General features: G+C 32.7%; 7 protein-coding genes. 6 read left to right on the forward strand and 1 reads right to left on the reverse strand.

Annotation, left to right across the window (positions count from 1 at the left end; genetic code table 11):
* The first annotated feature begins 12 nt into the window (after nucleotides 1–12).
* A complete protein-coding gene (locus AAGV28_RS01795; RefSeq protein WP_373405114.1) occupies nucleotides 13–1482 on the forward strand; it encodes a lipopolysaccharide biosynthesis protein in 1470 nt (489 codons plus the stop codon).
* A gap of 252 nt (nucleotides 1483–1734) precedes the next feature.
* The gene (locus AAGV28_RS01800; protein WP_373405115.1) at nucleotides 1735–2031 is read left to right on the forward strand and encodes a hypothetical protein; all 297 of its coding nucleotides are present in this window, start codon (nucleotides 1735–1737) and stop codon (nucleotides 2029–2031) included.
* A 97-nt stretch (nucleotides 2032–2128) separates the two neighbouring features.
* Here AAGV28_RS01800 and uvrA read toward each other — a convergent pair whose 3' ends face one another.
* Nucleotides 2129–4936, reverse strand: coding sequence for an excinuclease ABC subunit UvrA (gene uvrA, locus AAGV28_RS01805; protein WP_373405116.1), 2808 nt, complete (start codon nucleotides 4934–4936; stop codon nucleotides 2129–2131).
* Nucleotides 4937–5134: 198 nt separating this feature from the next.
* Between uvrA and AAGV28_RS01810 the strand changes: the two genes are divergently transcribed.
* From AAGV28_RS01810 to AAGV28_RS01825, 4 genes are all read left to right on the forward strand, one after another.
* Entirely contained in the window at nucleotides 5135–7936 is a 2802-nt protein-coding gene (locus AAGV28_RS01810) for a triple tyrosine motif-containing protein (protein WP_373405117.1), read from the forward strand.
* Between the two features lie 243 nt (nucleotides 7937–8179).
* Nucleotides 8180–11227: a SusC/RagA family TonB-linked outer membrane protein gene (locus AAGV28_RS01815; protein ID WP_373405118.1), complete on the forward strand. Its 3048-nt coding sequence runs from the start codon at nucleotides 8180–8182 to the stop codon at nucleotides 11225–11227.
* Between the two features lie 11 nt (nucleotides 11228–11238).
* Nucleotides 11239–12768 (forward strand): RagB/SusD family nutrient uptake outer membrane protein, encoded by a 1530-nt coding sequence (locus tag AAGV28_RS01820; protein WP_373405119.1) that lies wholly within the window; start codon nucleotides 11239–11241, stop codon nucleotides 12766–12768.
* 12 nt (nucleotides 12769–12780) lie between these two features.
* Nucleotides 12781–14406 (forward strand): hypothetical protein, encoded by a 1626-nt coding sequence (locus tag AAGV28_RS01825; protein WP_373405120.1) that lies wholly within the window; start codon nucleotides 12781–12783, stop codon nucleotides 14404–14406.
* Nucleotides 14407–14411: the final 5 nt, after the last annotated feature.

Consider the following 14411-nt stretch of genomic DNA (forward strand, 5'->3'; position numbering starts at 1 on the left):
CTAACCTTATAAATGGGAATCGTATTAAATCAGTCCTTAAAAAACACCATAATAACTTATATAGGTTTTGCCATTGGAGGAATCAATACTATTTATTTGTATCCTGTTTTTCTTGGTGCAACCTATTATGCTTTGACTAATTATATTTTGTCTTCTGCTAATGTAATTATGCCTTTGTTTGCCATTGGAATGCAAAATACCTTGGTAAAATTCTATTCGCAATATCAAACAAACGAAGAGCGATCACGATTTTTATCCTTTACGGTTTTGTTTCCTTTGCTATTAATAATTCCAATGTTCTTGATTGGTTTTTACTTTTTTGATGAGATTTTATTCTTTTTGTCTAAAAAGAATATCATCGTTAAAAATTACATTTGGCTTATTCCATTTATCGGATTGTGTATGGCTTATTTCGAAATTTTCTATGCGTGGTTGCGTGTTCACATGCACTCCGTTTTTGGAAACTTCATCAAAGAAGTAGGTCTGCGATTGGCTTCTTTGTTTTTATTGATTGGGGTTTATTACAATTGGATTACCGTAGAAGGCTTTGTTTATGCTACAGCTATTGTGTATTTCTTAGCGCTTTTAGTAACTATGTTTTATGCTTTTAGTATTGAAAAACCTCATTTTCAGTTTAGTATACCCACTAATACAAAGGATATTTTAACTTATACTTTTTATATTATTTTGTCTGGAAGTGTTGCTAATTTATTGTTAGATGGCGATAAAATGATACTCAACCAATACATGAATATCGAAAATATCGCTTATTATTCGGTTGCTACTTATATTGCTTTGGTAATCTCGGTACCAAGTCGTGCCATGCATCAAATTGTCTATCCCATTACAGCAAAGTTAATGCACGAAAACAAGCACGACGAAATGGATGTTTTATACAAGAAAACCTCTATCAATCTTCAAGTAGTGGGTGGTTTTGTTATGTTAGGAATTTTTGCCAATATCAATCAGTTATATGAATTGGTTCCGCCAGAATATGCCGGTGGAATTATGGTGGTTTTTATGATTGGATTATCTAAGTATTTTGATTTGATTTTAGGAAATAACAATGCTATTATTTTTAATACTAAATACTATCGAGCAGTATTGTTTTTGGGTGTGCTTTTAGTCATTCTAACTGTAGGTTTAAATATGGTTTTTATTCCTAGATATGGAATTATAGGGTCGGCATTTGCTACTTTATTGTCTATTACTTTATATAGTTTAGCTAAACTAATGTTTGTTGTTAAACGTTTGCATTTATATCCATTTACTAAACAAACATTGTATTCTATATATCTTACCGCTATTTTGTTTTTAGTATTTTATTTTTGGGATTTTCCTTTTCATCCTATCATTGCTATTGGTTTGAAATCGATTTTAGTAAGTATTGCTTATGTGTATTTGAATTATAAGTTTGTAATTTCTATCGAAATCAATCAAGTTATTGATGGTTTATTGAAAAAACTTAAAATTGTAAGATAATTTTTAAATTACATCCTTTTTAAGCGTGTTAATCACTAGAAGTGGGTATTGTAAAATTTTATTGGAAGAAGTAATTTTGCAGCAGGTTTATCTTATAGTTAGATAATCTATATTGATAATGAAAACTATATAATGTTGTATTTTGAAACGATATAATATAGTTTAAAACATTAACTTGTAGTTGTTTAAACCAATAAATCCTCTTTTGACTTTACGACTTTAAAACTTTAGACTTACTTATAATCCTCAAAGATGAAAAACATACCTTTAATTAAAAACGAGAATTCAAAGAAGTTATCCCGTATTTTAGCCAAAAAAATCAAAAAAGGCTTTGTTATTGAAGAGGTTAATGATAAATTGCCTTTTGTTGTTTTATCCAAAAAAAGGGCTAGAGTCAATCATAATTTGAATTTTTGGATTTCTTGTGCCACTTTTGGTTTGTGGTCCATTCCGTGGATGGTTCAATATTATCAATCTAAAAAAGAGAATAAAATTATAATAGCTATCGATGAAGACGGAATGCCTTTTGAAGAAAAATGCTATAGTTAGTAGTTTCAGAACTAAAATATAACGACATGATTTAAACCGCAGATTTGCAGATTTATATTTTTAATCTGTGAATCTGCGGTTCTTATTTTAACTGTATTCAAAGTTTTTCCTTGAGATACTTAGCGGTAATTGATTTTTTATTCTTTACAATTTCTTCGGGTGTTCCTACGGCTAATAATTGTCCTCCATTTTCACCACCTTCAGGACCTAAATCGATTATCCAATCGGCACATTTTATAAGGTCTAAGTTGTGTTCGATTACTAATAAGGAATGTCCTTTTTCTATCAAGGCATTAAATGAAGCTAATAATTTTTTGATATCATGAAAATGCAAACCCGTTGTTGGTTCGTCAAAAACAAATAGTGCTTTTTCTTTGGTAGCGCCTTTTACCAGAAAAGAAGCCAGTTTAATACGCTGTGCTTCACCACCAGAAAGAGTAGAAGAAGATTGACCTAATTGTACATATCCTAAACCAACATCTTGTAGTGGTTTTAGTTTTTGAGTAATTTTAGTTTGCTTGTTGGTTTCAAAAAAGTGTACGGCATCGTCAATAGTCATTGTTAGAATATCATTGATGTTTTTTCCTTCAAAAGCCACTTCGAGGACTTCTTTTTTAAAGCGTTTTCCATTACAGGTTTCACATGGCAATTGGACATCGGCCATAAAAACCATTTCTACATTGATAGTTCCTTCGCCACTACATGTTTCACAACGACCGCCATCTACGTTAAAAGAAAAATGTTTGGGTTGGTACCCTCTTATTTTTGATAGTTTTTCTTTAGCAAATACATCTCTAATGTCATCATAAGCTTTGATGTATGTTACAGGATTAGAACGCGAACTTCTACCTATCGGATTTTGATCTACATATTCAATGTGTTTGATATGAGAAAAAGAACCTGATATTTCGGTAAATTGGCCTGCTTTTTCTCCTGCGTTATCTAGTTTCTTCTGCATGGCAGGAAACAGGATTTTCTTGATTAGTGTACTTTTTCCACTTCCAGAAACTCCAGTAATTACTGTAAGTATGTCCAATGGAAATGTAACATCAATGTTTTGAAGGTTATTTTCTCTGGCGCCTTTTATTTCGATAAAATTTTTAAAAGGGCGACGTTTTTTGGGAACCGCAATTTCTAAATCTCCGTTTAAATATTTTGCAGTTAATGATGTCGATTGTAGTATTTCTTTAAAATTGCCTTGGGCAACTAATTCACCTCCAAAAGTTCCCGCTTCAGGACCGATGTCGATAATCATATCGGCGGCTTTCATGATGTCTTCGTCGTGTTCGACAACGATTACGGTATTGCCTAAATCTCGTAGTGACAACAATACTTTTATCAAGCGTTCGCTGTCTTTTGGGTGTAAACCAATACTCGGTTCGTCTAAAATATACATCGAACCCACTAAACTACTTCCAAGCGAAGTGGCTAAGTTAATTCGCTGCGATTCTCCTCCAGAAAGTGTAGCTGAATTTCGATTCAATGTTAAATAATCCAAACCAACTTCCGTTAAAAATGACAATCGATTGTTGATTTCGACCAAAAGTCTTTTGGCAATTTGTTTTTCATATTCGTCTAATTCTAAATTTTTAAAGAAATCAACTAAATGTTTGATTGGTAAATCAACTAAATCAGAAACGGTTTTGTTATTTATTTTAACGTAAGAAGCTTCTACACGTAGGCGTTTTCCTTTGCAGCTTTGACATTTGGTTTTTCCTCGGTAACGCGACAACATGACGCGATTTTGGATCTTGTAATTTTTCTCTTCTAACTCTTTGAAAAAATCATTCAGTCCTTGGAAATAAGAATTTCCAGTCCAAATTAATTCTTTTTGTTCTTCGGTTAATTGGAAGAAAGGTTTGTGAATAGGAAAATCAAATTTATAGGCTTTGTTGACTAATTCGTCTCTAAACCAACTCATGCTTTCGCCACGCCAAGGGAAAATAGCATTTTCAAAAATGGATAAACTGGTGTTTGGAACTACCAGTTCGGCATCAATACCAATGATATTTCCATAACCTTCACAGCTAGGACAAGCCCCGTAAGGATTGTTGAAACTAAACAAATGAACATTCGGTTCTAAGAACGTAATTCCGTCCATTTCAAAATTATTCGAATAATCAAATCGCTTGTCCGAATTTAATTCTTGCAAATAACAGATCCCTTTTCCTTCATAAAAGGCAGTTTGTACCGCATCGGCAAGACGATTGTAGAATTCTTCTTCGTCTTTAACCACAATTCGGTCAATAATTAAAAGAACATCTTTATTGTCTAATGAATGTTGGTCTGTCCCTTCGAGCGAAGTCGAGAAGTCATCCAGACGAACGGTTTCATTATTGACTAATATTCGAGAAAAACCTTGTTGGAGTAACACTTTTAATTTGTCTTCCAGTTGTCTTCCTTCTTCCAGATGAATTGGAGCGAGTAGCAACCATTTGCTGTTGCGTTCCAGATTTTTTACATCATTGATAACATCCGAAACCGTATTCTTTTTGACTTCACGACCCGAAACTGGAGAAAATGTTCTTCCAATTCGGGCATACAATAATTTCATGTAATCGTAAATCTCGGTTGAAGTTCCTACAGTAGAACGGGCATTGGTGGTATTTACTTTTTGTTCAATGGCAATGGCAGGAGCAATTCCTTTGATGTATTCAACCTTTGGTTTGTCTAATCTTCCAAGAAATTGCCTCGCATACGAAGATAAACTTTCTACATACCTACGTTGTCCTTCGGCATACAAAGTATCAAAAGCTAAACTGGATTTTCCAGAACCCGAAAGTCCCGTTATTACAACTAATTTATTGCGGGGAATGACAACATCAAGGTTTTTTAGATTATGAACTTGTGCTCCCTTGATAATGATATTTTTTTTCGGATCTATTTTAGAAAAGTCAACTTTCATAAAAAATAATGGATTTTTACAAAAGTAATCATTTTTAAATCGAGAAACAGGAATGAACAAATCCTAAATTTAGTTAAAATAAGCTCTTTTTTTAAAGGAAATGAGCAGATTATTTCGGCATTACTATTATGTGTTTATTTTTGAACAACTAATTAGATTTAGTTTTAAATTTACGATAGATCAAAAAAAGAAATAACCTTGAAAACAAAAATTACTTTTATATTTTTTATTTTAGCTATAGCAGTTTTTTCACAAGATTTACCACCTATTGTGAAGTATGTTCCTAGTAATTATGGAGCAGGAAATCAAAACTGGATGATTTCTCAGGATCAAAATCAATTTGTTTTTTTTGCAAATAATGAAGGACTTTTAGAATTCAATGGTTCGTATTGGAAATTATATCCTTCACCAAATGAAACTATTATTCGGTCAGTGAAAGTAATTGGAGATCGAATTTATACAGGGAGTTATATGGAATTTGGTTTTTGGAAACGAAAAGCGGATGGTTTACTAAAATATCAGTCTTTAAGTGCTACCATAAAATCTAATATTTCAGATGATGAGCAATTTTGGAATATTTTAAGTTATGATTATTGGGTTGTTTTTCAGTCTTTAAATCGAATTTATATTTACAATACACAGAACAATAGTTTTAAAATTATTGCGCCTAGTGCTAATGTAATTAAAGCTTTTAGAACAAAAAATGCAATCTACTATCAAACTAATAATCAAGGACTGTTTGAAATTGAGGGAGGAAAAAGTAAATTGGTTTCTGCTCATCCTGTTTTGAAAAAGAACCGAATTGTGAATGTTTTTGAAAAAGGAGATGAACTTTTGTTATTAACTCAAAGAGCTGGTTTTTATACTCTTTCAAGAAAAGAATTAAAGAAATTCCCGATGGATATAGATTCCGATTTTGCTGACGAAAGTGTTTACAGCTGTGAGTCATTGTCTAATGGTGGCTATGTTATAGGTACGGTTTCAAATGGTATTTTTATCATGACTAAAGAAGGGAAAAAGAAATACCATATTTCTCAAAAGAAAGGTTTAAGTAATAATACTGCCTTATCTTTATTTGAAGATAATGAAAAAAATCTTTGGATAGGTCTTGATAATGGCATTAATTGTATTAATCTGAATTCGCCAATACAAAGTTATGTTGACGATTCTGGAGTTTTAGGTACAGTTTATACTTCGCAATTATATGATGGAAAATTATATGTAGGAACTAATCAGGGTTTGTTCTATAAAAATTATCAAAGTAATGAAGAATTTAAGTTTGTAAGCGGTACAAAAGGGCAGGTTTGGTCCCTGTATTTGTATGATGGAACGCTGTTTTGTGGGCACGATTTAGGAACTTTTGTGGTAACAAATGGAAGCGTAAAAAATATTTTTTCTAAGTCAGGAACTTGGAATTTTATAAAAGTACCAGGAAATAAAACGCTTTTGTTACAGGGGAATTATTATGGTATATCGGTTTTAGAGAAAAAGAATGATCAATGGGTTTTTCGAAATAAAATCAAAGGTTTTGATTATTCGTCTAAATATTTTGAGATAACCAAAGAATTTGAAATCTATGTAAGCCATGAGTACAAAGGCGTTTTTAGATTAAAAACAGATGCTAAACTTCAGGGTATCAATGAATATTTCACGTATAAGAATCCCAAAAAAGGCAAAAATGCCAGTTTGATACAGTTTAATAATTCAATTTATTATGCGAATAGGGAAGGTGTTTTCAAGTTAAATAATGCTACAAAAGACTTTAATAAAGAACCCGTATTGAGTTCGGTTTTTGAAAAAGATGAATATACTTCGGGTAAAATGATTGTTGATAATTCTAATAAAATATGGCTGTTTTCTAAGAATTATATTAGTTATTTTACTGAAAACAAGTTAATTAGTAATCTTAAGCAAAATAGTATTCCCATTCCTGCTTCTTTAACTAATTCGATGTTAGGATATGAAAATATTACACAATTATCACCTTCCACTTATTTTTTTGGTACAACAGATGGTTATTACACAATGAACATTAACGAATTGGCTTTTGAAAATTATAAAGTTTCTATTTCAAACATTAGTACTTATACACTTAATGGGCCTGTACATACTAACCCAATTTTAGAGGAAGGTCAATTTCCACATAATGAAAATAACATTACTTTTTTATACACCGTAGCAGAGTTTAATAAATACATCAATGTAGAATACCAATATATTTTAGAAGGTTTTCAGGATCATTGGAGTGGCTGGAATGTAAGACCATCTGTTAATTTTAAGAATTTACCATCAGGTGATTATGTTTTTAAGGTTAAGGCAAAATTGGCAAACTCTAATCTAGAAAATACAGTAACTTATTCTTTTACCATATTAAAACCCTGGTACACTACTAATTTAGCGATCATCATTTATGTTATTTTGGGATTTTTTTCAATTCAATTAATCCATAAAGAATATAATAAATATTACCAACGTCAGAAAGAAAAGCTAATTGAAGAGAATAATTTGTTATTGGAAATAAAAGAATTAGAAAACGAACAGCAATTAATGCGTATTAAAAACGAACAGCTGTCTCAAGATGTAGATGAAATAAATAAAGAACTCGCTGCTTCTACCATGAGTTTGAATAGTAAAAATGAGTTATTAACTTTCATCCAAAAAGATTTAAAAAACAATGACGAGAGTGATAGCCGAAGTATTAAAACCGTAATTTCTACCATCAATAAAAACATTACAGGAAAAGACTCTTGGAGTGTTTTTCAGGAGGCCTTTAATAAAACCGATAAAGATTTTTTGAAAAAAATGAAAGAAACACATCCTTCTTTAACAGCTAATGATTTACGATTGTGTGCTTATCTAAGACTTAATTTATCTTCGAAAGAAATAGCTCCTTTGTTAAATATATCCGTACGAAGTGTTGAGATAAAAAGATATCGTTTGCGAAAAAAAATGGATTTATCTCATGAGCAAGGGTTAGTTGAGTATATTCTAACTGTATAGTTAGCCTTTACAAAAGCAAAATAAACTATACATTACCACAACATTTGCTAAATATTGTGGTTTTTTTATGCTTTTTAACTAAAAATTAAGGATTATAAATCCCTTGTGTTTCATTGTTTTTATTGAATTATTAATAAATAAAAGTGTTATTATTTGTGTTGTATGTTTTTTGTAGAGGTTATTTTTAATTAATTAGTTTTTTTAGGTAGTAATTTTATAATTCACAATAAAAACACAAACTATATGAAATCAAATTATCTATTAATTGTTTTTCTGATGTTTTCTACTTTGGGTTTCTCTCAAAATTTTGACATTGGTGGAACTGTAAAAGAAAAAAACTCTGGTTTATCAATACCAGGGGTTAATATTCAAATTAAAAATAGCACTAAAGGTACTTCTACTGATATTGATGGAAAATTTGCTTTAAAAGGAATTTCATCAGGATCAGTTGTTGTTTTTACTTTTGTAGGCTATAAAACTTTTGAATATACCGTAAATGAAACCAACACTAATATGAGTGTTACTTTATTAGAGGACTCAAAAGTGTTAGACGAAGTGGTTGTTATTGGTTATGGAAGCCAAAAAAAGAAAGAAGTTACAGGAGCGGTATCTACTGTGGACAGTAAAACTCTAGATGTATTAAAACCTGTAAGAATAGAACAGGCATTGCAAGGAACAGTATCAGGTGTCAACGTTACTTCTCAATCTGGTTCTCCGGGAGCTGCCTTAGATATACGTATTAGAGGTATTGCAACTAATGGAGATGCTAAGCCACTTACTATAATTGATGGGTATATTGGAGAATTAGGATTGTTGAATCCAAATGATGTAGAATCTATAACTGTTTTGAAAGATGCTCAGGCTGCTATTTATGGTTCTGCTGCAGCAAATGGTGTAATCTTAGTAACCACTAAAACTGGAAAAAAGAATTCTAAAGGTAAAATAGTGTATAATACCTACACTGGTTTCCAAGAAACTTCACGCACTTTACCCATATTAAATGCAACTGAATATGCGCTGTTGCTGAATGAAAGATATGCTAACAGTGGAAGCGCAATTCCATATCCAAATGTAAGTGGATTTGGTAAAGGAACAAATTGGCAGGACAAAACACTAAGTAGAGGGGTACCAATGATTAGTCATGATTTGACTTTTTCTGGAGGATCTGATAAGATCACGTATTCTGTAAGTGGTTCACACATAGATCAAGAAGGAATTGTGGGCGAATCAAAATCCGGATTTTTAAGAAATACAGCTAGAGTTTCCTTAGGTGCAGATGTTACAGATAAATTAAAGTTAAAAACAAATTTGATTTATACTTTTTTTAATAGAAGAACTTTGCCAGAGAATAGCAATGCTTCTGTACTATTAAATGCTGTTAATGCGCCATCTAATCTTAGCCCTTATGATGCATCAGGTAATTTTACAGTGTTTCCAGGAGGTTCTTTAGGAAATGAGATGATTAATCCTTTGGCTCAAATTGCAAATACATATAATGATTATAATTTTAAACAAGTAAATGGAAATTTTGGCTTGGATTATAAGTTCACTCCTGCTTTTGTATTAAGCAGTAATATCGGATTTAAAACTGCAAATAGTGAGTCTAAAAGCTTTTCTCCAATATTAGATTACGGCAGTGGTAAAGTGTTTAATACAACACGAAGTTCTGTTTCTCAAAATGCGGTTAACGATAACAACTATTCTTTTGATTTATTTGCCACTTATACTAAAACCATAGCTGAAAACCACAAATTTGTAGGTGTACTTGGTAATACTATTTATAAAGAATATGGTAACGGTTTATTCGCTACAGGTTACGATGTGCCTAATAATTCATGGGATTATGCCGATATTCAATTGGCTAACGGTGCTCCTCCTGTTGGAACAGTACCTGTAGGTTCTTATATATATGATGAAAGAAGGTTATCTTATTTTGGAAGATTACAATATGATTATAAAGGAAAATATCTTTTGTCAGCAATGTTTCGACGTGATGCTTCAACTAAATTTGGACCAGGTAATAAAGTAGGCTATTTCCCTTCTGTAACGGCTGGTTGGGTAATTTCTGACGAAGGATTTTTTAATGAATCATCCATTGTTAATTTCCTAAAATTAAGAGGAAGTTATGGTATAGTAGGAAATGACGCCATTCCAAATAATGGCTATATTTCTCAGCTTACTGGTGAAGCGACTTATGTTTTTGATGGTACTTTAATAAATGGTCGCGCTAGTGGTCAAATTCCGAATCCGAATCTTAAATGGGAAGAGGCTAAGAAGTTTGATGTTGGAATTGATATGAATTTGTTTGATAATAAAATAAATATAGTAGTTGATTATTTTATAGATACCAGATCTGATTTATTAATTCCAGGTATTCCGGTTTCAGGCATATCAGGAGGTCAAGCACCAGGAGCTTCAAATCCTACAATTAATGCTGGAACAGTTAGAAATGAAGGAATAGAATTCGCTGTAAATTACAACAATAAGTTTTCAGATGATTTTAATATGAGTTTAGGGTACAATGTTACTCTGCTACAAAACAACGTAACCTATATGGGGACTCCATTTATTGCAGGAGGCTCGTTTGGTATTGGTCAACAAGCGCCATCAAGAATGCAAGTAGGTCATTCCATAGGGTATTTTTATGGTTTGAAAACAAATGGTATTTTTCAAAATCAACAAGAAGTTAATGATGCTCCATCTCAGGTTGAACTTGGAGTAGCGGCATCTCCGGGAGATATTAGATACGTTGATGTAAATGGAGACGGTAAAATTAGTTTTGATGATAGAACAGATATTGGAGATCCAATCCCCACAGCAACAATGGGTTTCAATATGCAATTTAATTATAAAGCACTTGATTTTTCAATGTACACCTTTGCTTCTTTAGGCAATAATATGGTGCGTAATTATGAGAGTGTTGCACCAGATGCCAATCGTTTAAACTATGTTTTAGGGAGATGGACTGGAGAAGGAAGCAGTAATAGTATTCCTAGAGTTACAACAGCAGCTACAACTAATAATTTGTTTTCAGATTATTTTGTTGAAGATGCCTCCTACGTAAGAATCCAAAATATCCAATTAGGATACTCTTTAAATCCAAATTTAACAGAAAAAGTAGGGATTACTAAGTTACGTCTTTATGGAGCAGTCAATAACCTTTACACTTTTACAAAGTACAAAGGATTTGATCCTGGGGCTTCAAACGGTGCTCCAATAGGAGGTGGAATCGATTATGGATTCTATCCTATTCCAAGAACGTATATGTTAGGTTTAAACATTAATTTTTAATTTATATTAAAATGAAAAAGTATCTATTTATAACTATAATAACGATAACTGTTTTTGCTACAATGACTAGCTCTTGTAGTGATGATTTTGTTAATCGTCCTGTTCAGTATTCTATTGATTCAGAAAATTATTTTAATTCTAAATCCGATTATGAAAATGCTGTAATTGCAGCCTATGACTTGTTGCAGTCCACTTTTATTAATGTTTTAATGGGAGAAATAGCCTCTGATAACACATTTGCCGGAGGAAATAGCCCAACAGATGTTATAGGGTACCAACAAATTGATCAAATGACCCACGGTCCTGTGAATGAAAATTTAAAACAACTATGGGATTGGATGTTTGCAGGAGTTCAAAGAGCTAATTATATCCTTGAATTCAAAGATAAAACAGATTTTGAAGGGAAAAATAAAATTATTGCGGAAGCCCGTTTTCTCAGAGCGTATTATCATTTTGAATTGGTAAAATGGTTCGGAGGTATTCCAATGAAAGGAGATGCTCGTTTTTCTCCAGGAGATGAGACTTTAATACCACGTTCCTCAGTTTCAGAAGTGTATGCTTCTATCCAAAATGATTTGATTTATGCCGCTGAAAACTTACCTGCAACCCCTGCTCAGCAAGGAAGAGCTACAAGTGGTGCCGCTTTAGCTTTACTTGGAAAAGCATACTTATATGATAAAAAATATGATCAAGCTGCGGATACTTTTGGAAAATTAATAGCTACAGGTAGATACCGTTTAGTTCAAATTGCTGATTTGACTTCACAACAAATAAGTGCTGGTTTGACACCTTTTGGAAGTATTTTCGAAGAAGCAGGGGAAAACGGACCTGAATCTGTTTTTGAAATTCAGTACACAGATGTTGAAGGAGCCAGTTATGGACAATTACAATTTAGTGAAGGGAATGTTGCAGTTGGTTTTGCGGGACCTTTTGGATATGAAGGACCTGTATTTGCTGATGGAAATAATTTTAATTTACCTACACCAAAAATCGTTAGTGCATTTGAAGCAGGAGACTCAAGAAAAGAGGTAACTATTTTAGATATGGCGACATGGATTCCACAAAACCCAGGTTCAAAGTATACAAAACAAAATCAAGATACAGGGTTTTTCAATAGAAAATACATTCCTAGAAAAAGAAGAGCAGAAGCTGCGGGAGATGTAAAATTAACTAGTCCAAATAATTACAGAGCCATTCGCTATGCTGATGTATTATTAATGGCAGCAGAGGCATATAATAAAAGTACAGTTGTAAATGACGAACTAGCTCGTGAATATTTGAATGAAGTAAGACGTCGTGCTTTTGGGGATGAAGATCATGATATTACAGCATCAGGAGCAGCCTTAGCTGATTTTATTCAAGCAGAAAGAAGAGTAGAATTTGCAGGTGAAGGTATTCGTTTCTTTGATTTAGTGAGAACAGGAAAAGCAGCTCAGGAAATTCCTGGATTTACAGCTAATAAGAATGAAATATTTCCTATTCCAATTGAAGAAATCCAATTTGCTAGAGGAAACTGGGATCAAAATCCTAACTATAATTAAAAAACAGGAACGATGAAAAATATAAAATACATAACAAGCCTTATTGTGGCAGCTATTATCTTTAGTTGTTCAACAGAGAGCGATCTGATAGATTTGGATACACTGGCTGCTCCAACTAATATTTCAGCATTAACAACTGTTACGCAAGATAATACAGGTAAAGTAACTTTTTTACCAAAAGGAGAGGGAGTTACTAATTATGAAATTTATTTTGGTGATGAAACTACAACACCGGCTTATGTAAATCCGGGGGCTACGGTAGATCATGTTTACAAAGAAGGAATTTATAATGCTAAAATTGTTGGAACAACTTTAAATGGAAAAAGAACTGAAGTCACTCAACAAGTTGTCGTTTCTTTTAAAGCACCACAAAATTTAGTGGTTACTATCGAAAATGATTTAGCGGTTTCTAAAAAAGTCAATGTTGTGGCAACAGCAGATTATGCACTGTTTTATGATGTGTATTTTGGCGAGGAAGGAAAACCAGATCCTATTTCAGTAAATAATGGCGAAGCTGTTTCGTATACTTATCAAAATTCAGGAGTTTATACTATTAGAGTGGTTTCTAAAAGCGCAGCGATTCAAACTACTGAATATACGGAAGAATTTACAGTAACGATAGTGAACAAACCTTTTACTTCGGCACCAACTCCGCCTAATCGTCAAGCAGCTGATGTAATTTCTATTTATAGTTCGAAATATACAAATGTTGCCGGAACTAATTATTTTCCAGACTGGGGACAAGCAGGTCAGGGAAGCAGTTGGGCAGAGTTTGATTTAAACGGCGATAAAATGCTTAATTATATAAAACTGAGCTATCAAGGAATTGCATTAGCGGATGGAACAACTATTGATGTTTCTGGAATGGAGTTTATTCACATGGATGTGTGGACGGCTGATTTAGAAAAAATAGAAACCTCTTTGATTAGTAAAACCAATGGTGAAAAACCTGTTGTAAGGGATTTAACTGCAAACCAATGGACCAGTATTGATATTCCTATCTCAGCTTTTACAAGTCAAGACTTGACTGTTGCTGATATATTCCAATTAAAATTTGTAGGAACACCATGGGCAGGAGGAAGTGTTTTTATTGATAATATATATTTCTACAAAACACCTTCAGCTTTGATTGAAACGCCAATTGATTTTGAATCTTCTACATTAACGTATCCATGGACAGGTTTTGGATCGGCTAGTTTTGGTCCAATTCCAGCATCGGTTATCGATAATCCAGATAAATCAGGTAATAATTTATCCAATAAAGTGGTAAAAATTGAGAAACCATCTGGCGCTCAAGTATGGGCTGGTGCGAGCTTAAATTTAGATTCAAGAATTGATTTTTCCAAAGGAACTAAGGTAAAAGTAAATGTTTGGTCACCAAAAGTTGGAGCTAAGATTTTATTCAAAACAGAAGTGTCGACTTCTCCAAAAGACGGCAATGGCAATCCAACAGTCTTTGTTGAGATAGAAGCTACAACAACAGTGGCAAATTCATGGCAAGTTCTTACGTTTGATTTAACTACTGCTTCAGCGTTTAATACCGCTCATGCTTATGATAGGGTTATTTTATTCCCTGATTTTGGTGAAAATGGTACGGGAACGACTTATTATTTTGATGACATCAAACAATCTAACTAAAAACA

Origin of the sequence: Flavobacterium zubiriense, assembly GCF_041729725.1 — a bacterium.
GTDB lineage: Bacteria > Bacteroidota > Bacteroidia > Flavobacteriales > Flavobacteriaceae > Flavobacterium > Flavobacterium zubiriense.